At 48.9% G+C, this 24,669-nt stretch carries 22 protein-coding genes; all 22 read right to left on the reverse strand.

Translation table 11 applies throughout. The annotated features are described in order from the left end of the window. Positions 1 to 109: 109 nt before the first annotated feature. Positions 110 to 913, reverse strand: a complete 804-nt coding sequence (locus ACQKPA_RS22360; protein WP_427494799.1) for an ABC transporter permease — start codon at positions 911 to 913, stop codon at positions 110 to 112. Between the two features lie 12 nt (positions 914 to 925). Continuing rightward, entirely contained in the window at positions 926 to 1,735 is an 810-nt protein-coding gene (locus ACQKPA_RS22365) for an ABC transporter permease (protein WP_427494707.1), read from the reverse strand. Then, entirely contained in the window at positions 1,732 to 2,715 is a 984-nt protein-coding gene (locus ACQKPA_RS22370) for an ABC transporter ATP-binding protein (RefSeq protein WP_427494708.1), read from the reverse strand. The genes ACQKPA_RS22365 and ACQKPA_RS22370 overlap by 4 nt, the downstream gene beginning before the upstream one ends. A 60-nt stretch (positions 2,716 to 2,775) precedes the next feature. Further along, a complete protein-coding gene (locus ACQKPA_RS22375) occupies positions 2,776 to 3,951 on the reverse strand; it encodes a radical SAM protein (protein WP_427494709.1) in 1,176 nt (391 codons plus the stop codon). Next, positions 3,923 to 5,029: a hypothetical protein gene (locus ACQKPA_RS22380; protein WP_427494710.1), complete on the reverse strand. Its 1,107-nt coding sequence runs from the start codon at positions 5,027 to 5,029 to the stop codon at positions 3,923 to 3,925. The genes ACQKPA_RS22375 and ACQKPA_RS22380 overlap by 29 nt, the downstream gene beginning before the upstream one ends. Before the next feature lie 22 nt (positions 5,030 to 5,051). Next, the gene (locus ACQKPA_RS22385; RefSeq protein WP_427494711.1) at positions 5,052 to 5,972 is read right to left on the reverse strand and encodes a hypothetical protein; all 921 of its coding nucleotides are present in this window, start codon (positions 5,970 to 5,972) and stop codon (positions 5,052 to 5,054) included. A gap of 11 nt (positions 5,973 to 5,983) precedes the next feature. After that, positions 5,984 to 6,568 (reverse strand): hypothetical protein, encoded by a 585-nt coding sequence (locus tag ACQKPA_RS22390; RefSeq protein ID WP_427494712.1) that lies wholly within the window; start codon positions 6,566 to 6,568, stop codon positions 5,984 to 5,986. Next, complete coding sequence (locus ACQKPA_RS22395; protein WP_427494713.1) at positions 6,555 to 6,830, reverse strand: acyl carrier protein; 276 nt, start codon at positions 6,828 to 6,830, stop codon at positions 6,555 to 6,557. Before ACQKPA_RS22395 ends, ACQKPA_RS22390 begins: the two co-directional genes overlap by 14 nt. 347 nt (positions 6,831 to 7,177) lie before the next feature. Next, positions 7,178 to 8,437, reverse strand: a complete 1,260-nt coding sequence (locus ACQKPA_RS22400; RefSeq protein ID WP_427494714.1) for an MFS transporter — start codon at positions 8,435 to 8,437, stop codon at positions 7,178 to 7,180. A gap of 387 nt (positions 8,438 to 8,824) precedes the next feature. Continuing rightward, on the reverse strand, positions 8,825 to 9,538 hold the full coding sequence (locus tag ACQKPA_RS22405; RefSeq protein ID WP_427494715.1) for a glycerophosphodiester phosphodiesterase: 714 nt from the start codon (positions 9,536 to 9,538) through the stop codon (positions 8,825 to 8,827). A gap of 48 nt (positions 9,539 to 9,586) precedes the next feature. Continuing rightward, complete coding sequence (locus ACQKPA_RS22410; RefSeq protein WP_427494716.1) at positions 9,587 to 10,453, reverse strand: carbohydrate ABC transporter permease; 867 nt, start codon at positions 10,451 to 10,453, stop codon at positions 9,587 to 9,589. After that, positions 10,454 to 11,350, reverse strand: coding sequence for an ABC transporter permease (locus tag ACQKPA_RS22415; protein ID WP_427494717.1), 897 nt, complete (start codon positions 11,348 to 11,350; stop codon positions 10,454 to 10,456). 85 nt (positions 11,351 to 11,435) lie between these two features. Beyond that, entirely contained in the window at positions 11,436 to 12,974 is a 1,539-nt protein-coding gene (locus ACQKPA_RS22420) for an extracellular solute-binding protein (RefSeq protein ID WP_427494718.1), read from the reverse strand. Between the two features lie 115 nt (positions 12,975 to 13,089). Next, positions 13,090 to 14,928 carry a sensor histidine kinase gene (locus ACQKPA_RS22425; RefSeq protein WP_427494719.1) on the reverse strand — a complete coding sequence of 613 codons (1,839 nt, stop codon included), beginning with the start codon at positions 14,926 to 14,928 and terminating at the stop codon, positions 13,090 to 13,092. Next, positions 14,925 to 15,941: a response regulator gene (locus ACQKPA_RS22430; protein ID WP_427494720.1), complete on the reverse strand. Its 1,017-nt coding sequence runs from the start codon at positions 15,939 to 15,941 to the stop codon at positions 14,925 to 14,927. Before ACQKPA_RS22430 ends, ACQKPA_RS22425 begins: the two co-directional genes overlap by 4 nt. Before the next feature lie 116 nt (positions 15,942 to 16,057). After that, a complete protein-coding gene (locus tag ACQKPA_RS22435; protein ID WP_427494721.1) occupies positions 16,058 to 17,380 on the reverse strand; it encodes a CehA/McbA family metallohydrolase in 1,323 nt (440 codons plus the stop codon). Positions 17,381 to 17,402: 22 nt separating this feature from the next. Then, a complete protein-coding gene (locus tag ACQKPA_RS22440; RefSeq protein ID WP_427494722.1) occupies positions 17,403 to 18,269 on the reverse strand; it encodes a carbohydrate ABC transporter permease in 867 nt (288 codons plus the stop codon). Between the two features lie 8 nt (positions 18,270 to 18,277). Further along, on the reverse strand, positions 18,278 to 19,150 hold the full coding sequence (locus tag ACQKPA_RS22445; RefSeq protein ID WP_427494723.1) for an ABC transporter permease subunit: 873 nt from the start codon (positions 19,148 to 19,150) through the stop codon (positions 18,278 to 18,280). 68 nt (positions 19,151 to 19,218) lie between these two features. Continuing rightward, entirely contained in the window at positions 19,219 to 20,649 is a 1,431-nt protein-coding gene (locus tag ACQKPA_RS22450) for an extracellular solute-binding protein (protein WP_427494724.1), read from the reverse strand. 22 nt (positions 20,650 to 20,671) lie between these two features. Continuing rightward, positions 20,672 to 21,685: a LacI family DNA-binding transcriptional regulator gene (locus tag ACQKPA_RS22455; RefSeq protein ID WP_427494725.1), complete on the reverse strand. Its 1,014-nt coding sequence runs from the start codon at positions 21,683 to 21,685 to the stop codon at positions 20,672 to 20,674. 304 nt (positions 21,686 to 21,989) lie between these two features. Further along, positions 21,990 to 23,168, reverse strand: coding sequence for an IS110 family transposase (locus ACQKPA_RS22460; RefSeq protein WP_427494726.1), 1,179 nt, complete (start codon positions 23,166 to 23,168; stop codon positions 21,990 to 21,992). A gap of 340 nt (positions 23,169 to 23,508) precedes the next feature. Further along, positions 23,509 to 23,919 carry a DUF6157 family protein gene (locus tag ACQKPA_RS22465; RefSeq protein WP_427494728.1) on the reverse strand — a complete coding sequence of 137 codons (411 nt, stop codon included), beginning with the start codon at positions 23,917 to 23,919 and terminating at the stop codon, positions 23,509 to 23,511. Positions 23,920 to 24,669: the final 750 nt, after the last annotated feature.

Below are 24,669 nucleotides of genomic sequence, written 5' to 3' on the forward strand. Positions count from 1 at the left end.
AAGTGATCCGGAATCGTGATAGCAGTATTCCGACGATTTAACCCGACACATCTACTTCCTTCTCTCGAGGATGCAAGCTCAGCTTATTTCGCCCCACCAAACTGCCGGCTTAGCTGCTCGCGCTGCTGTAACCTTTCACGGCTTGTTTCCAGAGCAGCCGTACAGCTGCGAAGAGCAGAAGCGAAGCGGCCAGCGCCAAGCCTGCATGGAGCCAGTTAATCTGCCCAAGCAGAAACATCGGTCCGAAATTGGTAATGAGAAATAGAGGAATAACAAAGGTCCCGATCCGCCGGACCCAGGCCGGGTAAATAGCCATAGGGAAATTGTTGGCGTCCCAAACGGAATGCGCGATCTCCGACACAGAGCCCGTCTGAACGAACCAGAAAGACTGCAGCGCCGGGATAATCATCAGGCAGTAAGTGATGACAACAGAGACGAGCAGCAGCAGGGCAAACCCCGCGAGCTGCAGGACAGTCAGCGGAATATCCATCGCATGCCAGCCGATGCCGATCATGACGAACCCAACCAGAATATCAGGGATCGGCAGCGCCAAATCGACGTAACGCAAGGATGCCATGAACTGAAGGGATACCGGCATCGTCAGCATTAAATCAAGCGAGCCGTCTCTAACATATTCCGGAATTTTCATGAAATTTGTAAAAAACAGACCGACGTAAATTCCGGTCACCACCGTGTGCATGCCTATAAATAGAAGCAGCCCTTCGGGCGGTATGCCATCAACATGAAGATCGGTGCGGAATACGACCAGCACATATAGCAGCTTGGCAAGCAGGTAGACAGATTCGACCAGCAGGCTCATCATAAAATTGCCCCGAAACTCCATTTGGGCGACGAGACAATTTTTGATGAATATGCCGTACAGACGCATGTATTTCCTCGTGATTTTAAGCATACGCAACGTCCGCTACCCCCCTACCGCCGAGTATTTCTTCATGGAAACGCGCCACTTCAGCCGGGATAACCAGAAGAACAGCAGAATCCACCCACACTGGATAAGCAGTCCTTGGTACATAGTCGATGTTTCCGCTTTGCCACTGAGGATATTGACCGGAAAATAAATCGTATATGGGAATGGCGTGTACTGAAGTGCCTTCACAACCGACTCCCCAAAAATCTCGAGCGGAAACATCCCTCCGCTCAAAATATTGACGAGCAGACTTGTAATGACAAAAAAAAACGAGATCTCATGCAGATAAAAGGCGCTCGCGCAGATGCAGTAGGCGATCAGAAAGTCGAGCAAAAGCGCCCCCGACAGCGTGACCGCGAACAAGATCAGGCGTATGGCCTGGAGCTCCAGCACACCACCCGCAGAAGCGAACCCAATAATTCCGACGAGCAGCAAAGCCGTAATCCCGTAGTAGATCGCCTTCTGACCGAAAAAAGACACCAGCCGATATCCGAAATAGCTGACCGGTTTGATCAAATACTTGTTAAGACCACCGTTTTTAATATCGTCGGCAATCTGGTGCTCGAACTGAGTCGCGATCAGCTTGGACACCAATCCCGCCAAGATCGTATACAAAATAATTTGACCGTACGAATACGAGAACAACGCAGCCTGACCGGAATGCTGGTACACCGCCGTCCAGATAAAATACTGGACAAGAATCGGAAACGCGGCCCCCACAAGACCAAGAAAAAAGTGAAAACGGTATTCCATGGAATGCTGGACGCCCATTGAAAACACAGCCTTATACAATTTGCGTCTGTTCATCCGACGGATTCCTTGCGGTAGAGCATCGAAATGCTCTCCTCGATCGCCACGTCCTCGATCGTCCAGTCAACGATCGGAAACGAATCGAGCACGGCACGCGACACTTCCTTCAACCGGTACTTTGGCAGCTCCAAAACAGCGTTGTAGTCGTCTGCGCTGACGATTTTCCCGAATTTAGCCAACCGCTGCTCGGCAACGGGTTCGGAGAAATGCAGTCTAATCATTTTGTTCTCGCCAAAAAGATCGTTGATTTTATGAAGATCACCGTCATACAGAATACTGCCTTCATTAATGATGATCGTCCGCTTGCACAGGTCCTCCACATCCTTCATGTAGTGGCTCGTCAGCAGGATCGACGCACCGAATTGTTCGTTGTAGTATTTCAGAAACTCCCTGACCTTCTTCTGGGAAGGGAAATCTAGGCCGATCGTCGGCTCATCGAGATAAAGCAGCTTAGGCCGGTGAATCAGAGCGGCGATAAGCTCCATTTTCATCCGCTCTCCCAGGGACAGACGGCGCACCTGCACATCCAGAAGGTCCTGCACATCGAGCATTTCCGATAGCTCGGCAAGACTCCGGCGGTAGAGATCATCGTCCACGTCATAAATACACTTGTTCAAATAAATCGACTCGCTGGCGGGAAGGTCCCACCAAAGCTGGTTTTTCTGACCCATCACAATGGAGAACAGCCGTTTGAACTCGTTCTTTCGCTCCCATGGCACATAGCCGAGTACATCGGCTTCCCCGCTCGTGGGATATAGAATGCCCGATAACATTTTGAGCGTCGTGGTCTTGCCCGCCCCATTGGGCCCGAGAAATCCGACGCATTCGCCGGGACCGATATCGAAGGAAACGGATTTAACCGCTTCCTTCACCAGTGACTTGCGGGCAAACAAATTTTTTAATGAATGTTTGAGCCCGGCTTGTTTTCGGTAATACACAAACGATTTGTGCAGCTCGCGCACGCGGATAAAATCCATCTCCGATCCTCCCATACGTTTGCCTGATTTGCCTGATTGAACGGCATAAAGTTTAAACGCTTAAACTCCATTGTTATAAAGCAGTACGCATTTCGAGCAAATCGGCATCAAACCGCAGGCCAGAACCTCACGCTGTTTCCGAAGATCTTCGCCATGGAAAATATCCGCTACGCTATCTTCATACAGATTGCCGACGCTGAATTCCGGGAAAAACTTGCACGGATTCACTTTGCCGTCCGGCATTACGTCCATCCGGTTCGAGATCGAGAAGCACTTCGTCCGGTTCATGGCCGGTTTCTCGCTTCCCCAGATAAACCCTTCCACCTCTTCGGGCTCCAGCGCCGGTTGATAGCGTATCCGTACATTCCATACACGCGAATTGACACGTTTCAGCTCTTCGATCAGCGTATCGAAATGGTCCGGCGAGATATGGAACGTGAAGGAGTGCCAGCTGTTCTTGTGGTCGTCCGCGAAGCGGGAGGCAAGGTGCGGGAAATGAGCATCGAAGTAGGCGTCCATTTTCTCCGCCGTCCCGGAAGGGATGTACCAAGGGAAGCAGAAATATACCGAATCTACGCCCATCTCTTCGAAGAATTCCATAAAGCTGTACAGCTGGCCGACCATCTGGTCATTTACCGTCAGAGCTACGGACACTTTGCCTTTGTACAGGCCCTGCTTTTGTAAATCCAGCAGCAGCTCTATGGCGTGGATCACTTTCTTGAACGTCCCTTTGCCTCTTATCGCGTCATTCTCTTTCTCGAAGCCTTCCAGACTCACCAGCATGACCAGATTTTCTGACATTTTCAGGATGGAATCCAGCTTCTTTTCAATGAGGATCGCGTTCGTACAAATGGTTGTGTACCGGTCTTCTTTGGCCAGCAGCTCCGCCAGTTCATCAAACTTGGAGTAGAACAGCGGCTCTCCGCCCCACAGGAATACGCGCGATTTGCGTTCTCTCGTTTCGGCCAGCAGCTTCTCAACGACGGGGATCTCGATTTCATCGTTCTTTACTTCTTTGGTAAAGCCGTGATGGAAGCCTTCCGGATTCCATTCAAAACAGTGCTTGCAACGCAGGTTGCAGCCGTTATTAAGCTTGATCCCGATCTCATAAGGCACGGGGGCAGCATATGTCGGATCCTCCTTGAGCTTCCTTCCCGTTTCCGCTAGCGGCACCAGGGTTCTTTTCATATTACGGAATGTCAGTTTATCAAACGTAACTGCTGTTTTCGGCTGCATAGGTGTTCCTCCCATAATGGTTGATTGTTGATCGCTGCTCCAGCAAACGTCTGCAAATCTCCTGCAGCATAGGTTTTGAAAAATCCCGGGCTTTCCACTCCGCAAACCGGATACCGAAACCACGGAATTCCCAATAGGCTGAATTGTGAAGCTCATGGTCGCCGAACGGTTCCAGCATAACAAAAGGGATTCCGAATGCCAGCGAGTCGTTTAGAGTCGCTCCTCCCGGTTTGCTGATGATTGCAGCGCAATTACGCATCAGGTCCGTGTAAGCGGAGTAATCCCCGAGCGGAAACTCCCGGAGAACACCGTCTTGCCGGACATAACGGATCATCGGCGGAAACGTGTGACACCCCTGTGCATCCTTGCTCCACGGATCCCAGGAGGCATCCGTTCCGAAGAAGCGCGTAAGCCCGTCATCCTCTTTCACCTCGGAGGGATCATATACGATCACATCAAGGCTGTGGCCGAGCTTTTGAAGTTCTGAGACCGTTTCGGCATAGGTCCCGATCCCCCAGCCACCGCCATGGATCAGAATGCGTCCTGTACGCTGCGCATAAGGCAGAGGTTTTTCTTCGTCCGAAGCAAGGTAACTGCCCGGCGACAGCTTTGAAGAACCGTAGAACCAGACGTTGTCGTAGCTTAGGTATAATTGCTTGTGCACCTTATAAGACGGTGTATCAATCGCATCCAACCGAATCAGTCGGATGTCCAGGGGGATGCCCGCAGCTTCCTTATAACGCTCCAGAATCGGCAGCCAGAAGCCGGTAAAGACTGCAAAGCGGGTGACACCGGCCCGTTTCCAGCCGTCCACCAGCCTCTGGACCGCTTCTTCATCCAGAGAAGAGTCAACGGGCTTGGCCAGCTTATGGCCCATACGGGCAACGGAGAAATCCGCGTGGAATGCTTTTTTGGTGGAACGTATTCTCTGCCTGAACTCTTCGTGATACAAATTTTCCAGAACTTGAACGTCTGTTCCGACACCTCTGCGTTGCAGGTACGTGTGCAGATGCATAGCCGGAATGTATGCGCCGAGAGAATTCCCGGACGCCAGCAAGGTAACCGAAGATGAATTCATGGGCAGTCTCCAAGTTCCAGATTTAGTTATACACTTTAACGGACAAGTCGGCGAGCACCTGCCGCAGGCTCTCGACCAGTTGGCTGCGGTGTCTGTCGTCACGGCCAATCACGGATATATACAGCCGCCCTTTCGGCATGCCTCGTTTGTTCTGTGCTCCTTCGACGATACGGCGCCGGGTCAGAATCTCGTTCACCATGACGGTATTGGACGATAGCGGTACGATCCCGTAATCCCCGGGTGTTGTCAACAAAAGACCGGATTCGCGTAAAGCTTGCAGGAGTTTCCCGAATGTGAAGCCTTCAGGAAGACCGAGAGAGAAAAACGTAAGCCAGCCGGTATGGCCGCATGGTTCCGACCATTTATCGAGATAGGCGTTAATCAGTCCCATGGACTTCCGGGCATTGATCTCCACAATGGATACGACCTCTCCGTCCTCCAGTATCATGGAGTCGAAGCAGACGAACCCGTGATAGCCGTCCTCGACCAGAACCCGGAGCGACTTCTCCATTACGGTGAAATAACCGGCGTTCTCAAGCATGCCGGTAAAAGCTTCATCGGCTTTGATAGACCCGCTGTAGTTTTGCCGGTGATTCATCATCCGCTGTACGGAGATGAACTCCGTCTTTCCGTTCTCCCGAATAAACCAGTGAGAACTGAAGTCGGTCACCTTCGGCAGCAGGGGCTCCAGCAGGAATTGAACCCGTAACCCGCTCCCCTCCTGTTTATGCAGGTGTTCCGCGATCCTTCGCTGCATGGCTTCACTGTCGATGAGCAGGTTGCCCTTGCCCGAAACACCGAAAGGGTCTTTCAGCAGATATGGCCCTCGTTTCAGAAGGGCAGTTCCAATCACCTCTATTTCTGCAGCGCTGTTTGCCTCCATGCCGTAGCTTTTCTCGCCGATTCTAGCCAGGAGCCTGCTCGAGTATATCTTGGAGTTCACACGTATAACCGTCACCGTGTCCGGTAATGAATTAAACGGCTCGGCAGCATGAAGGTAAGCTTCCGTTTCTGCCGTAATAGCGTACGGCGATAGAATCTGTGCGGCGTTGGAGAGAACAAAGCCTCATCCGGTGATTGTCCTTGCCGCAAACCGCCAGCGGCATATATGGAAGGGATCGATTCCGGCAAGACCACACCCTTAGAATAACCGGCAGCGGCAGTCTGCAGCGTTCTCTTTGCCGGTATAAGATTTTGGGCTTGTTCGGCTGCAAGGCTGAACATGCACCGCTTGAAATCGTCCGATTTCGGTAAAGGTTTATTCTCATCGTTCAAATCAAAGTGATAACGGGTCCGAAAAGATAAACCCAGCCCGTTCAGGTATTCATGCAGCGCAGGATCGATTTTGCAACGAGTGTAAAGGACGTCGTCCGGACCGCAAAATGGAAAAAGCAGCTCGTCCATGCACAGGACAATCGACTGTCGGTCCTTATCGGGCATCGCGGGCAGCCGGGCCAGTGCCGGATCCCTCCAGCGCGTTTCGGGATCGAAGGTACCCATCACGATTTTCGGAATCACAGCGGGTTCATTGTTTGACATCTTCGTACAAGGGCTGCTCCTGCGATTGGCAGCTTTTCAGGAAAGAGATAAATGTGTCGATCGACTGGAGGTGTTCGTAATCGAATTGGTCATAGTCAATAACCACGTTTAACTGATCTTCGACTTTGAGCATAAACTGGATCATTTGCAGAGAATCGAGGCCTATATCGTTGTTTAGATCCGTTTCGGGGGACAGGCTTTGGCCGAGTTCCGGTTGGTCTTCCTTGATAGAGCACAAAATGTCTACGATTTTATCGTACATAACTACACTCCTTTAAAGGGTTAATATCCGAGGTACAACCGAATCCTTACGTTTAGAAATTCCATACGAATAAAATACGCCCTGAATGATTCCCTCCTTTTTTCATAGTTACAATTATTTCTTCTTTGTGTTAAAATCTGTCAACCAAAAATATAACATGATTCGATAGAGTGAATATTGCCGAAAACTACTTTCATTTGGTATGAGGAAAAATACCGGATGGATCAAAGTCTCGTTATCCACGGCTTCATATACTTAGATGTTCTTGTGTTATGAAAAAAGGAGCTGTAACCTTAAAAGGTCACTAGCTCCTTGTACTCATTTCGTGATTAACGATGCTTGAAGCATTAATCCAGTGCGGCCTCTTGTTCTTTCGGAAGCGGCATGCCCGCTTCGACCAAGCGCTTGTTGCGAGCGAAGAACACAGTAAGCACGAGCATAAACAGTCCGGTACCGACCAGCAGCCATTCGATTTTGATCACGTCGGCAAGCGGTCCGAATATCAGCATCCCGATGGGCATCATGGAAGTCGAGATCATCCCGAAGACACCGAATATCCGGCCCAAATAATTTTCGTCCACCTTCTCCTGAAGCATGACGGTGGTCGGCGTATTAAATATGGGCATCGCTACTCCGAACACGGCCATGATGGCTAAGTAAATCCAGAATACAGGGACAATGCCGAGCGCAAAAGTGGATACAGCCATGATGAGACTGGCTATTGCCATCGTGTACACTTTATTTTTGAAGCCGCCCCATGACGCGATGATCCCTCCTCCTGCCATCATGCCGACGGAAAACGCGATCTCGATTGCCGTCAAGCGCCATACATCGTCACCGAAGCTGCGAGTAACCTGCAGCGGAGTCAGAAAGGCAGCAGGGGCCATAAGCACAAAGAAAATAGCGAAGAAGATAAAAAAGGATTTTAAAAAGGCATGCTGTTTTATATACGCCAAGCCCTCCTTAAAGTCGTCTAGGTAGCCTGTGCTTTGCGTATCGGAAGCCTTTTTGTGCAGCGGAATTTTGAGAAAGACAAACAAGGTGAAAATTGCGATCGCAGCCGTAACGACGTCGATAAAAAAGATCACCTCGATCGTTGCCATGGTGAGCAAAGCCGCGCTCACGATGGGCGCTACGAACATGGTAAGCGCTTGTAGACTGCCGTTGATGCCGTTAACTTTGGTTAACTTCTCTTGCGGCACGATTTGAGGCAATATCGCTCCGACCGCTGGTGTCTGAATGCCTGCCCCGAGTGCGCGTACGGCAGAAATGACAAACAGCAGCCAAACCGCTTGGTAGCCAAGCATAAACGTAATGGCCAATATCAGCGTAACCACCGCGATCATAGCATCAGCAATCATAATGAGTGATTTACGGTTGTAGCGGTCCGCCCAAACGCCAGCAAACGGCGACAGCAAAAACGTCGGAATGAATCCGCAAATAATATACAGCGTCATCATGATGCCTGACTGCGTAGTCAGCGTAATGTACCACATGATGGCATATTGCACCAAGGCAGATCCAAACAACGACAGTGTCTGGCTGCTTAAGAAGAGAATGATGTTCCTCTTCCAATGGATTTTCTTGTCATCTACGATTTCTGACATCGTCCCACCCTTTCATGTATTATCTCACGCGAATTATACTCATTTTAACTTAAAATGAAGTGCGATATTTCTTCTTAATTGCTCATTTTACGTCCATCAGAGATCCTCGAATGCGGGAAGACAATTAGGCTCTACCGATTTTCACGAGACGCTGCGCAAAGATAGGCACACACAGTTTCTTGTCATTAACTGTATAGACAACTTCCAGACTTTTCAACAAATAAACCTTTATTCCATTTATTATTTTCTCTTTCAATTGCGGCACGACGAAGCCCACATAGCTGCGGCGACATTACAATATGAAACACCCTCCAAAGACAATGGAGGGTGTTTAGCATATTCTTGTCTTTCGTCATTTCTTCGGTGAGGAAGGATATCATAGAACCATCATGTCCACAAAATCGTGTCCGTTGTAATATAAGCGGCTCCCGCCTCTTCAAACGGCTTTGAAATTTCCTGTTCGTTAACGGTCCACATCGAAACGTCAATTCCGGCCCTTCTGCAGTTTCGTACGTCCTCGGGAGTCGTTGAACGATAGTCGTAATCCAGAAAGGCAGGCTGCAATCGGCCGATAAGCTCCAGGTCTGCAGCGGCTGGCGGTTTGGACGATAAATATCCGAGTGGCACCCTATCGTCGATAGCCCGCACCTTCAACAGATCATCGGCATTGAAACATATGAAACTGCATTGGGCAAGCATGCCGGAACCGCGGACAAGCGCAACTAGCTTCTCCAGATCACGCTCTTGGTGATATTCCTCGATTTCGATAAAGGCATGCATGCCGTAGGACAAACAGACGGACAGCACTTCCTCAAGCGTCGGTATGTGCAGGCTGGAGTAGTCCCCGATCCCATTTCCTGCCACAATATGCAGTTTGCGGATCTCCTCATATGAGAAATCCTTCGTCCTCCCGGTACCGTTCGTCATACGGTCGACGGTGCGGTCATGATGGACGATCCAGCGGCCATCCGTTGTGCAATAGGTATCGCATTCAATGCCCCAGAAGCCCGATTTGCCCGCTAACTCAAAGGCTGGGATGGTATTCTCGGGAGCGTGCAAACTCAATCCGCGATGGGCGACGTATTTGGGTTTAATATTCATCTTATTGCTCACCTCATAATCCGATTTTGTTGACCACACAAGCGGTAATCATCCTTTGATCGACCCCAGCATGGCTCCTTGATTAAAATGCTTTTGCATAAACGGATAAATAACCAGCAGCGGCAACGCCGTCAAAATAATCGCCGCCATTTTGGCAGCAGGCGTATATTTATATAACACATTGGTGGCATTGGATATCGTAGGATCATCCTCCACCAGCATCTGCCTTAAGAATACCTGCAGCGGCATTAATTTAGCATCATTTAAATATAAGATGGCAGAGAAATACGTATTCCAGTTAGTTACAAGATAAAACAAGGTAAAGGTAGCAATAACCGGCATGGACAACGGGACGATCATCGACAAAAACAGGCGCCACTCCCCGCTCCCGTCCATTCTGGCCGATTCCTCAAGCTCGAGCGGCATGGACTGAAAGAAACTCCTCATCACAATGACGTTAAAAGGTGCAATCGCGGTGCTTAACCAGATGGCCCAAAAGCTGTCCAGAAGATGGAGCGATCGGACGACCAAATAGGTTGGTATCATGCCGCCCGAGAACAGCATCGTAAAAAACACCATGAAGTTCAGTGAATTTCGAAACTTCAGCCACCGCTTGGACAACCCGTATGCCATGAGAGAGGTCAGCACGATATTCAGCGCCGTTCCCACAGCGCTAATGATAACCGCATTGCGGAAGGCGGATATAAACCCTGGATGCGCGAGTAAATACAAGTAACCATCCAGGGTGAACTGCTTGGGTATCACGAAGAAACCGCGTGTTAGATACTCGTATTCCGTCGAGAAAGAAACCGATAGCACATAAAACAAAGGGAAAATAGCCATCGCCGCCGCCAGCAAAAGGAAACTGTAGACAATAATCGTGAATAACAGGTCAAGACCTCTCAGCTGCTGCATTTAAAACACTCCCTCCTGCCCCGTTTTTTTGGCCAGACGGTTGACGAGCAGCACCATCACCAAGCCGACTGCGGATTTAAACAATCCGACGGCTGTCGAATAACTGTAATCCCCTTGGACCAGACCCGTTTTATATATGAATGTCTCGAATACCTCGGAGACATCCTGATTCATCGGATTCTGCAGCAGAAAAATATGCTCGAAACCAAGGTCCAACATATGTCCGAACCGTAAAATAAACATAATGACAATGACGCTTTGCAGGCCGGGAAGCGTAATATGCCAAACTTGGCGCCAACGGTTTGCGCCATCCATCATCGCTGCCTCATACAATGTCGGGTCGATGCCCGATAAAGCTGCGAGATAAATGATCGCTCCCCACCCCGCACCTTGCCAAATATTTTGGACTAGCCACACCCACCGAAAATACCGGGGATCCGTCATCCATTCAACGCGATCCAGTCCAAAGTTCTCCAATAGTTGATTGAAACCTCCGGAGCCGGTTGCGAATAACACAATGGTAATGCCGACGATCACGACCCAGGAAATAAAATTGGGCGCATATAGAATGGTTTGGACAGCCGTCTTGAAACGCTTCGCTCTAACCTCATTCAACAACAGCGCGACCAGAATAGGAGCCGGAAAAAAGAACAGGACATCCAGCAGATTGAGGAGCAGCGTATTTTTGAGCAGCAGCAGGAAATCGCCTTCGGCAAACAATCTGCGAAAATAATGCAGTCCTACCCACTCGCTTCCTGCAAATCCCTTAAAGGGGCTATATTCCATGAAGGCAACGGAGATCCCTAACATCGGAATATATTTGAAAATGATAAAAAAGAGAAGACCCGGCAGTATCATGAAATAGATTGGAAATGCCCTTTTCCAGTAAGCATTCATTCATTCAGTCCTCCATTGTTATAAACCTGACAGTATTAATAAAAGGACCCGAGCAACTGGAGCCGCTCGGGTCCTCAGGCGAACGTTAAGGATTCGCTGTGTATGCGGCATTCACTTCCTCCATGATCTTGTCTCCGCCGTTTCGCTTCCATTCCGCGATCGCTTCATCTATATGCTCCACCGGTTTTTTGCCTGCGATGATTTCGATGACCGATTTATGGAAACTTTCGTTTAAAGCGGTCCCCTTCACCAAGTATGTGGCTGACGAGAAGATGTAAGCGTCGGACGCGTTCTTATATGGATATTTGCCTGCGTTATCAATGGATTGCTCCATTTCCTTTGCCCAAGTCGGATCGCTCCATTTGTACGTGTTGAACGTATTGGAATTGTTTCGCAATACCCAGTTCCACAAGAGGCTTTGGCGCCCCTCGCCCTCAGCCTTCAATTCATCGGTCATCTCATAAGCCCCGTTGTTGTTTTTCTTGTAGTGGATGTTTTCAATTCCGTTCTTCAGGATGTCTTCCCCTTCCGGAGAAACCCACCAATCAAACATTTCCAGAATACGGTCTCGCTTCTCGGCATCAACGTCCTTGCTTAAAACTACCTTAATCGTTCCGCTCGTCGGCGTGGACGTTCCCCGCGTTCCGTTTTCTCCCATCGGCGGCGCCAGCTCAACGAACTCGGCTCCTGGGGAAATGGTCTGCAGCTGCTGGTTGGTTTGTTGGCTAAACTGATAATGCATATCGGCAAAGCCCACTTTACCTTGCGCATATTTCTCATTGAAATTCGTGTTGGTAATGAAGTCTTTGTCAAGCACGCCTTCCTTATAGGCGCGATTCATGAAGGTCAGGAATGCTTTCCATTCTTCCGATTGGGTTTGCATCGGAATCAGCTGACCGCCCTCTTCCTTCCAGCCGTTCGCCAATCCGAATGCCGCAAACAGCTCCGGTATTCCCATAAGGCTCGAGTTGCCAAGCGCCGAGAATCCAAAGGTATCGTTCTTCCCGTTGCCGTCCGGATCTTGGGTCGTGAAAGCTTTGGCTATTTCATAAAAAGTATCGATGGTGAATTCCTCTGCGGTTGGTACGGGGATTCCCAGCTTAGTAAGCCAGTCCGCTCTTACATAAATTGTGTTTTGGGCTGTGGCATAAATCGGAATGCCGAATATTTGATCTTTCGGGTTCAGCAGCGCCCATTCTTCCGGCTTTGCTATGTTTTGCAAATTTGAATATTCGGGTAAATGCGGCTTTAAATCCAGGAATACGCCCTGCTCCACCCATTTCAAATACAGGCTTGGACTATCCATTCGGATAATATCCGGCAGTTTGCCGGATGCGGCGATCACGTTCAGTTTCTCGGCAAAATTGGCATTCGGAACCCATTGAATCTGCAAATCCACATTAAATTTTTCATTGATATGCTTGATAATCGGATGATGGTTGTCCGGCCAGCCCCCACCCTTCCATGAAGCGATCATCATATCGATTTTTATTTTCTTGGAATCGTTTTTCTCTCCGTTCGCACCAGAAGCCGTACCTGCATCCTCTTTTCCCGTGGATGTGCATCCAACGATCGACAATAACACCAGACTCATAACCAGGATCATTGATAACGTTCTTTTCACTTCGGGTGACCTCCATTACGAATATTTGGAATTTGTCCTTCATGCATCTTTAATATAGCTTGCTGCCCGGGGTCACTTTTTCACATAATGATGATGTTTTTATCCGAATTTCTGATCATGTGTTTGTCTTTTTTGGGAATCGAAGCGTTACTTTGCTTCCTTGTCCCGGTACTGAATGCACGCAAACGCCGTATGGAGAGCCGTATTTTAAAGCCATTCGGGCATGGACATTGAGGATGCCAACCGATTCCTCGTGGTCCGATGGCTCTGCCTGTTGTTCCACAAATTTCATTCTTTGGACAATCCGCTGCAAATCTTCTTCAGGAAACCCACTGCCGTTATCCGTAACGTCAATGACAAGGTCGCCATCCTTCTCATATGCCTCCACCGCGATATGGGCATTCCCGTTTCTTGGTTCAACCGCATACTTTACACTGTTCTCTACGATCGGCTGCAGCGACAGCTTGATGATCCGGCAATCCATGCAGGATTCAGGCACCGATATCCGGCTTCGAAAATGATCGAACCGGATATGAATGATATCCAAATAATTTTGCAAATTCCGCAGCTCATCCCGCAGCAGCACTTCGGAACCGGGCATCTTCGATGTATATCGATACACACCCGCAAGCCTTGTCACCATTTTCTCAATCGTCGGCACCTTCTCGATAAAGGCGATGCTTTTGATAATTTCCAACGTATTGTAGAGCAAATGCGGGTTAATCTGATTCTGCAGTGCCTGGATATGCGCATCCCTTTGCCGCAGCTGGAGCTGCATCTCGTTGATCTCAAGATGGTGTACCGTGTGAATGAGCTCATTCAGCCTAGCCGTCATCTGATTAAAGCTGCCGTTAAGCTGCTGAATCTCGTCCTTGCCCTCAACCACCTCCGCGCGTACGTTCGTGTCTCCGGTCTCCACCCGTTTCATCAGGTTCCGCAAGCGAAGAATGGGACGGACGACTTGGCTGACCATCCTCGGAATAAATAACAACGATACGATAATGATGCCAGTCATCACAAAGAGTGTTGCCTTTCGCGCGAAGTCCAGACCGCTCGCCATTTCATGCATGGGTACAGAAGCAACCATATTCCAGCCGGTCACTTCCGAGCGGTTCCCGGACATTAGAATTTTCTCTCCGTTCCGTTTGATTACAGCCTCCTGCTGACCGAGCGGCAAGGCTCCCAGAGCAGTGTCCTCGACGCGGTGACCGGCCAAGTTCACGTCCGGGTGATACACAATCTCTCCTGTTGAATCGACAATAAAAAAGAATCCCGTTCTTCCTAGTCTCGTCTGTCCGAGAATGTCTTGAATTTCGGTAATGGATAAAGCGATATTCAAATTTCCGACGAGTTTGAGGGAATTCGGATCAAATATGGGTACAATCAGCGTAATATAGGGGTATGCAGCCATGACGGCATCTTCATGACGGTAGTGTGAGGGGACGATGTTCAGCTGTTCGGATAAGGGGCTGCTTAGCCATGGCGAGTATTCAATCATGGCATGATTCAAGGCGTGATCTTTCGAATAAATCAATCGGTCGTCCAGTGAACGGAGTACAATCCCCAGGACATTGGAATAGTTTATGGCAATATACTTTGACATGATGCCCTCGACGAGCGCTTCCTGTTCTCTACTGAACATTTCACCGTTAATGAGCCATTTCTGCAGAAGTCCGCTCTCCGGATTGTCGCCGAGCAGCGAATTGGAGGGCAGCGGACCGGCAATCGATGCATATGTCGATTGGGCCATTTGCGTAAAATAACGGTCGAGCTGATGATTAATCCGGGCCGTAGAATCCTGGGCAATCATGTAAAAATCATCTTTTGCCGATTCAGTATAGTAATAGGACGTGAAGACTGCCATCAGTGAAATGGAAATAAAGCTAACGGACAGCACCAACCCGAGGATCTTCGTCTGGAAAGAGAAACGGTGATGCCAGTTACGCCATTTCATGAGCCCATCCTCCTTCTGTATTCGAGGGGAGCAACACCGGTATGCGCTTTGAATACTCGCGTGAAATAAGGCGAAGAGGTGTACCCGACGATTTCCGCAATCTCGGATATCGCGTAAGAGGTTGTTCTCAGCAGCTTCTTGGCCTCATCGATGCGCAACCGATTGATATAACCGACCAGTGAACTGCCCGTGTGTTTTTTGAATAGCGCGCTAAAATGGGAAATGCTGAAATTCGTTAGATTCGCCATTTCCGTGAGCGACAGATTCGATTTATAATTTGCCTCAATGTACCGGCACGATTGAGCAATGGCTTCAGGCAGGCTCGCTTTCCCCATTCCCGGATACTCGGGGTACCATTTTTCCAGCAACGCCATGTAGTATTTCAGGATGGCCCCATCATCATTAGATACATATTTAGGAATGTCTTCGGACGCTACGCCGATTTCATTCAACAGGCTCTTGAGCTTGGTCTCCATAATATTCAGCAGCCCAATCCGGGCATTTTTGCTTAGAGCATGTAACCTTAAGACGGACTGAATTAGGTGGCTTTGCTTTTGCATGAGAGTATCAAGCGCCAATCCCTGGTTGTTATCCAATAGCGACTGGAACTTGACGATATAGTCGTTCAGGTCCTTCAGAGATTCCAGCTTCTCCTTGGATCTGCTTAGCGCTTCGGTCAGGGTTTCAAATTCCACGGGCTTTAGCAAATAGTCCGAAACGCCATAGCTCATGGCCTTCTGGGCATATTGAAAATTGTCGTAGCCGCTGATAATCACGGATACAAGTGGAATCCGATGCTCCGCTATTCGTTTGATCAAAGATAACCCGTCCAGCTCAGGCATCATGATATCCGTAATCAAGAGCATCGGCCACACTTCCTGAATCATGCTCCACGCTTCTTTTCCATTGCTGCATTCTCCAACGACCTGGAATTCCTCACCGGCGGATTTCACCATCTCGACGATTCCTTTCAAGACCCATGGTTCATTTTCGGCTATCAGAACGGTGTACATTTGTGCGATAAACCTCCATCGTTGGCAATTATCCAGGTTTCTCAGGATATAAAGAGGATTTCGTGAATGCATGATATTTTCCTGCTTTTACATAGCGGTAATGCGTGATCAAGGTTTTAACCCTCGTGATTCGATGATCGCGTATCTTCTTTTGAAGCAAAATAAATAGGGTTTGTCACTGCCGCCATTGACAACCCATCCGCCTGTTCGAAATTCCGCCAAATTTCAGCCCGCAAAAATCTCCTATGCATGGCGTTAACCGTCAGTGTAACGCCTCCTTCCGAGTCAACAGAAGTTTCCTCCTCGAGACCGCGCTCGGTGTACAGACGAATCCGATCGCCCGCAATCAAATCATCCAGTTGAACGACCACCTCGTGATCGGCGTGCCCATAGGGCACTTCATCACCAATCCCGCATTCTCCGCACCGAAGGGTGGCAAAAGGGCCGTCAGGAGAATAAGTGATGACGACACGGCCTTCCGCAATGCCGTTCAGCACTCCTTCCACCGTTTTTTCATCGGTCCAGACCCATACGCATGGCATCGCATGCTTCACATGTGAGTCCGGTCGATGCACATCGCTTCCCCCTACGGCTACCAGGCGCCTTCCGGTAACGAGCTGTTCCTGCCACCAAGAAAGCGCACGTCTGTTGTGCTCTCTCCAAGAGCCGTTCCAAATTTCTACCCAGTCGTAATCCACATCGAAATCCCATTCCCACGGGCAGTTATCGCAGTGCGTATGGTTGAGCACAATCTTAGCTCCCCGTTCGCGGGCGACTCGAAACTTCTCGTGCACATCGGATATTCCCGATACGCGAAAATCATCCATGGGACTCGTCACGCCAAGGAAATTACTATGACCATAATTCGTCGTAAACTCCGTACCCGGTATCATCAGTATCGAGGTACCGCGGGGATATGCAAGGTTTTGGCTGTTCGTATTGTGATCGGTCATGGCTATAAAATCGCAGCCCAAACTCTCCATCATGGCCGCATTCTCTTCCAGGGTATAAGTGCCGTCGCTATGAACGCTATGCGTGTGAAGATCTCCCTTCAGCCAGCGCGATGTCTTGTAGGTAAACTCGATTTCTATCGTGACCGTACAACCCTGAGCGGGAACCTTGTAAGCGTTATGGAGAATAGCCCAATCTCCTGGGGCCAACCGTCCAGGCAGATATCCTGGAGTCGCTTGATTCAGACCGATGCTAAATTCCTGACGTGCCCCCCCGCTCCAGCCTCTTACTCTCTCGGCATCCCGGATCCCTAGATCAATGACAGCTTTTGCGGCTTCATCGCCATGGGATTCCACCTGATAGCTCACGTGGATTTCTTCGACACGCTCCGGCATTTGGAACGGAACTTCGATGTACGTACTTTGTTCCGAATGCTCAATATATCGTTTGAAAGTCGATATGTTCATTCGCTCGATTTGTTTGGTCACACGACTGCCTCCTCAATTCTGCTTATTCTTTATTTGCGCCGACAAACATTCCTTTGACAAAATACTTTTGCACATACGGATAGATGACGATCAGCGGAAGAAGGGCAATGACAATCCCCGCCATTCTAACATTGGTCGTGATAAGAAAATTGCTCGAGGTCGAATCGGTATCGACGATGAGCGATTTCAACGCGATCTGCAGCGTATATTTGGACGAGTCATTTATATACAGGAGGGCTGGCGTGAATTGGTTCCAGCGGCTGACAAATTCAAACAGCGTAACTGTTGCCAGCCCTGCTCTCGCAAGCGGCAAGTACATCGTAAAGAAAATCCGAAGATCCCCGGCTCCATCGATCCGGGCCGATTCCGACATCTCGTAAGGGACGCTCAAAAAGAAATTTCGCATGAGCACGACGCTGAAGCCGGATACGAAACCCGAAAGTATCAATGAGGACAGCGTGTTCAGGAGACCTAAATCCTGATTCACGATATACAGCGGAATCATGATCGCCTCGCTTGGTATCATCATCGTCAGCAGGATCGCGGATAACATCCACTTTTTTCCGGGAAGTCCTTTTTGAATCAGCACATAGCCTGCCATTGAACTTAGGAACACATGACCTACGGTACCGACAACGGTCACAATGACATTGTTCGTAAATGGCAAATAAAGCTTCATGCGGTACCATACCGTGGAGAATCCCTCCAGGCTGAATTCCTTGGGCCATAGTACGATCCCAGGCTGCATGGAAGCAAAATTTGATGAAAATGCAAGCGCAAGCGTATTTAGAAAAGGAATAACCATGGTTGAAACGAGCAGAAGGAGGAACAGAATATTGACCGCATCAAACACACGACCCGGCAAGCTGATTTTATTCGTTGATTTCATATACCGACTCACCCTTCATCGTAGCGGATCACCGCTCTTGTTACATACGTTAGCGCGAATGTTGCCATAATCACCAGGAAGCCGGCCGCCGTAGCAGGTCCAACGCTAAATTCCAATATCCCCTTTTGGTAGGTGTACATCATAATGACGTCGACTTTATTGGCAATGGCGCCGTTACTCATCACGAAGATTTGATCAAACAAACGCAGGATCCCCAACACGTTCAACATGATGACCACTTTCATGGTGGAGCGAAGCATCGGAATCGTTACGTAGCGTATCTTTTGCCAGCGACTGGCTCCGTCCATGCTCGCAGCCTCATAAAGCGATGGATTGATGTTTACGATGGCGGCCAGGTACATAATGCAGGTATACCCCATTTCCTTCCAGCCAGAAGTCAGGATCATGACGAAGCGGGCATAACGGTCCGAAGACAGGAACCCGACCGACTGACCGCCGAAGAGCTGAATGATCTGGTTCACGATGCCTGTATCCGGAGACAGCAGTAGAATCCACATCCCGCCTACGACCACCCAGGAGAATAAATGAGGTAAATAAACGATCATTTGGGTCATTTTTTTGAACCAGGCGGAAGCCACTTCATTTAAGGAGAGCGCAAGAATCAGCGGCAGCAAGAAGTTGATGATAAAGCTTCCGGCGCCGATCACGATCGTATTCTGAAAAACTTCCCAAAAAACCGGATCCTTTAGCACACTCAGATAGTTATCGATGCCGATAAACGGACGATCCCCGATCAGCCGGTAATCTTGGATGCTGATAACTAGTCCCCGGGCAAGCGGATAAAAGGAAAAGATAAGGAAGTAGGCCAGGATAGGAAGCATCATAAAATATAGGGTTTTGTATTTGAATATGGCTTTCACGGAATTTCGCCCCCTTATTGAAAAATAAAGAAGGGCGCGGCGTTATCACCGCCCCTCCTCCTCATGCTTTAATCGATAAGTCCGCCTGCTTTAAGCTCTTCTCGCATTTTCTTTACGGCGTCGGCAGCCGGCATCTCGCCCATGATCGCTTTGAAGGAATATTCATTGATAATCTTCTCGGCATTCGCCCAATTCGGAGGCGTTAATTCCAAGGCAGCGTATTGATCGACGAGATCCTGCGCCTCCTGGACGCCCGGCAGTTTACCGAAAGGCGGTTCGACGTTGCGGTTATACCAGAAAGGAACGCCATGGTCGGAAGCATGCTCTTTACCGGTTTGGGTCAGTTCGTATTTCCCGTTGTCAACCGTGTAATCCACATCCTTTATGCCTAAGCTGCCCAGAGTAATACCTTCCTCGGAATGCCACCATTCAATGAATTCGAAGGCTGTTTTCGGATGCTCCGCATTAACGGGAATAACCCAAACATCCGGATCGCCTCTGCGAAGCATGTGGTTGCCGTTCGCGTCGGCTGCACCAGGCAAGCCCTTCGCTTCGAATTTCGTATTCGGATCTTGTTCGCGGCGCGTATTGTTCAGCATGCCTACCCAAGCGTCCCAGTACGTAATCATGCCGACACGGTCGGTCAGGAACAGGTCTCGCATTTTACCGGTGTCATTCGTGGTAAAGTTCGGATCCAGGATGCCTTCCTCAAACAGCTTGTTCAGCCATTCATAAACCGGGATGGCCGCATCTGTGGAGTATGGAACGTCCAGCTTGCCGTCCGCCGTTTCCACATATCGTTGTTTCAAGCCCGCTGCGCTAAAGAAGCCTTGCAGTTCATACATGCCGGCCGTACTAAGTCCGTACGTGTCTTTTTTGCCGTTTCCGTCCGGATCTTGTTCGGTGAACGCTTTAAGGACGTTGTAATAATCGTCCAGCGTTGCAGGCTCCGGCAGGTATAATTTGTCCAGCCAGTCCTTGCGAACAATCGGCATCGTTCCCCCTTGGTACTTGGTGAACACGCCGTAGATCTCGCCATCCTTCGTCTTGACTTGTTCCCACTCCTTGGCGGGAATGACATTGGGATCCGAGAGCACCTTGGAGCCGTTCACTTGATCGGTCAACGGCGTAAGAATACCTTGTTCAACGAAGGTGGACATTTTCTCTTTGCTGATCTGCAGCAGGTCGAACTTTTCACCTGAGGCGATGGCTGCAAGCAGCTTCTGGTCATAGTCAGCAGCAGGCTTGTTCATCGATACCTTGATGCCGGTTAGACGTTCGATTTCTTGCTCGAACTGCTTGTTCTCTTCAGGCGTTTTGCCGCCGATGACACCCGTCATCATTTTAAGCGTGCGTTCTTCTTCGTTCGACGCGGCTTGCGATGCGGCATTGCTGCCCTCCTGAATACTGCTGCCTGGACTTGAGGAACAGCCCGCGAGCAGCCCACTGAACAGAGATACAGCCATGATCGCGATCATGAATTTGTTTCGTTTTACCAAGCTAACCACTCCTTATTCGTCATTAGGAAAGAACTTTGCAGGAATCCCTCACTACCAGCTGTGCGGGGATGATGATTTGCCTGTGGACACGTTTATCGTTTATTTTCTCGATCAACAGCTTGGCTGCCTCAGCTCCAAGCGTCTCAGCCGACAACTCCACAGATGTCAGCTTTGGATTCATATCCTGAGCTAATATCGCATCATTGCTGAGGGCGATGACCGATAGCTGTTCGGGCACCTCAATATCAAGCTCCCTGGCTGCCCTCAGCACGCCAAGGGCCACCCTGTCCGTATCGGTAATGACTGCCGTATAGTTCATGTTTCCATAGGTATTCATAATGGACATGTATCCATATTCCGTACCGTTGGCATGCAGCCTGTGGTTATAGTACACCACGTACTCCTCGTGCATCGGCAGACCGTACTGGCTATAAGCTTCCAATAAGCCATGTTTTCGATCATAGGACACGGTCATATCGGAGGCTGCATTCAGGAAGAGGATGGATTTATGTCCTCCTTGAAGCAAATAATCTCCTACCTGATGAGCCACGTTTATGTTGTTGTTATCCACGTAACTGATCGAATCGTCATATGGATCCGACCGACCTACCAGCACAAGGGGGGTGCCCATCATCAGGTACCGTTGGATACGTAAATCATTCTTTCGCGGGTTGAGCAGAATGACGCCATCGACAGGATCCTGCGAATACATCGTAGGATCCTCCTGCTCGGGTAAAGTGTCGAGCACTAGGCGGTAGCCCTGCTTGGAGCATTCCTTGATGACACCGTTAATCAACTGGGTATCGAAGGCTGTCATCGTCCCATCAGGCGGGAGAGGGATCTTGAGGCCGATGCTCATCGTCCTTTTGATCGCGAGACTTCGAGCCAGATGATTCGGGAAATATCCCAGCTCTTGGGCTACCTCTAGCACCCGCTCCGTCACTTGCTGGCTGATCGGCCTTTTTTTGCTGAACACACTGGATACGGTTCCCTTGGATACTCCAGCCCTTTTGGCAACGTCATCAATTGTAGCCATCTATGGTTGTTCCTTTCTCTAGCAAATTCTGATTGCCTGCTGGATCATTAAACCGGTTTAATAACCCTACGTCATTGATTGTAAAAAAGAATAATTTAATAGAGTGCTGGTTTTTGTTAATTAAAAATTAAAATCTCTGCACCAGCTTGATGAAGGATGCTGCTCTCGTTTTTCTGGACAAACCAAAAAAACCAGCTAATACTTGTCAAGCATTACAACTTGGTTAAATAATAGAAAACTGATATACTTTTTTAAACAGCACAAATAACCTTCATTGGCGTGAAGGTTATGGAAAAATATGGTTTTAGTCTTTGTAGGGTTCGCTTTTACTTAGGATGGCATAAATGTGATGAAGAAGCTTGTTGGCGCAAGCGATCACGACCACCTTGTAGGGCTTGCCCTCTTTTCTTTTCTTGTCGTAGTAATCACTTATCCTGCGGTTTACAGATCTGCGAATTCTGCATTGTACAGCAAGATACAGTGCTCGGCGTAGCCTTTTTGAGCCTCGTTTCGTGATCCGGTTGCTTGTAGCCGTGAATTTTCCTGAGCTGTAGATCCCCGGATCTAATCCTGCGTAGGCTACAAGTTGCTTCGCATCCTTGAATTGGCTTGCATCACCAAGCTCTGCCACGATGGCTGCCGCCAGCTTGTTCCCTACACCCGGGATACTTTTGATCAATTCCACTTCAGGCAACTCCTCAGCCAGTTCTTCCATCTGCTTCTCCAAATGATTTAACTGTTTATCGAATTCCAACAGCAGTGAGACCATGCTAGTCAACGCTATGCTCTGGGATTGACTCCTCTCTTGTGTTTTCCAACTCAACATGAGTTCCTTCAACCGTTTCGTTTTCTCAGTAATCCATCCTTTGGAATGGGATTTACCTACACATTCACGGATGAGATCCTCCACATCTTCGATCTTGTTCTCCAAACATCGCTCTAGCACTTTTAATGATGTGGTTGCATACAGATTATGAAATACTCCGATGAACTCCGGAAACACCTGCTCAAGCAAAGCTCTGCTGTTTAACTTGGCCTGTACGTACATCGCGGTTACGAACTCATGTTGCCTCGTTAGGTGTTGAAGCTCGGTGTAGGTTTCTTCCCACTCACGATGCGCTTTAACGTCCCCTCGGTAATACATTTCAGCCAAATGCCATGCATCTGCTACATCTGTTTTCACCTTGCGAAGTTGTGTGCCTTTCGATCGTTTCGCTTGCAGAGGGTTGACGATGTAATGAGTCCATCCACTGCGTTTAAGATACCCCGCCAGACTTCGATGGTAATGTCCGGTTGCCTCAAGGACAACAACGGGTTCGACACCACTTTTATGTTTGAGCATTCCTAACAATTCCCCTAGCTGTTCAAAACCTTCCTCCCCATGCTGAAGCTTCTCCATCCTCCCGTAGGGTTCTTCGCGACCGATAAAGGCCTGGATGACGCTAACCCCTTTTGCCACGTCTATTCCTACTACTGGCTGCATAATAACCTCCTTGATTCGATTTACCGGCATTCCCACATGGCCTCCAACCCCATAGCTTCGCTTGTGATGCGAGGTCTAAAGCCTCTACCAGCTCAAACATAGTCGTTGGACGGTAGTGAGAGAACAGTATTTTTGACGGGATCTACGTCCCTAAGCCACCCTCGTTCTCCCGGCTACCACCATCGTATAATGCCTACCAAAATAGGCCAACCAGAAATCTCTGGCTGACCTAATAATACGAAGCCGCCTATTAGGCGACTTTCTATGCATGCATATTCATGTGAACCCAACCCCTATCGTGTTCGGGTTGCCATATTAGGTGTTCCTCCCCGATCGAGCTCTAGGCTCGTTTTGAACGCATCGCCTTACATTGAGTTATGCCTCTATCGTTCATGAGTTTTACGTATTCCTCTGACTCTATTGCATGAATCGCGACTTTCCCTTGAGCGTCATGATGAATACCCCAACCATAGCGTTTGCCCAAGGACGAGGTTCGGAGACAAGGCTGCCCTTTGGAGAAAAACTTCTCGCGAGCGGCTGCTCTTTCCTGCTCCGAGATTTGATTGCGCTCGGCAAACACTTCGAATAACACATCCTCTTGAGTGAATCGGTAAGGGTGGCTCGACAGCATCTCATATTGAATTACCGGTATGGTCCTCGCCTCGCCTTTCACTTTCAGAACGATTGCCTCGCTAACAGGGCAGTCTTCGGCTACTTGAATAAAGGTATCGTAATGATTCATATCTTTCATATTATAAGAGTTACCTCCCGTTCATTTTGGTTCTCTCGGGCAAACTTTCCCTTATCATTTTGTTTGGAGCGATAGTCTCCTTTGGGATTCACATCGGGTCTCATCGGGTCTCATCGGTTCGCATCGATAATATCGATTCGCATCGGTTCACATCAGGTCTCGCGCCTAATTATGAGTAAGAAGCTACTAGACTAACTCTGTGCGGACCGTGATTCCGCTATTTGTAAGCAAAGGTGCTAAATATAAGATTAAGCGGACACAGGTTCCGCTATTGCCGGCATATCACCTCAAAAACAGAAAAAAACCGAGAATAACGGATTCTGTGTCCGCTAAGCATTGAAATTGGTACATTTGCTGGGAAATAGCGGACCTCCTGTCCGCTTACATCAGTGCAACTGCCTATTTTTACTTCCAATTTGAAAATAGGGCTATTGTTAATTGGACTCTTATTATCGCTGCCTCAGTTGATCCTTTAAAAGAACCCGATATATATATCCATATAACCATCTTAATCATGAGCTTCTTCATATCGATCACTTGGTCGAATAATCTATTGCCTGTATTTTCCCTTGATATGGAAAATAAAATCCTAAACGGATACACAAAAGCAGCAGGGCCCCCGTCAATCGACAGGTCCCTGCTGCTTCCATCCCTATATCTCGCGAGAAAACTAAACATTTTCCAGAAAAAAGTGTGCATGGACGCTCTCTATTCACCTATGCAAGGTTAATGCTTCGAATTCAATCCATA

It is taken from the genome of Paenibacillus sp. NPDC093718 (assembly GCF_050279985.1).
Taxonomy (GTDB): domain Bacteria; phylum Bacillota; class Bacilli; order Paenibacillales; family Paenibacillaceae; genus Paenibacillus_AQ.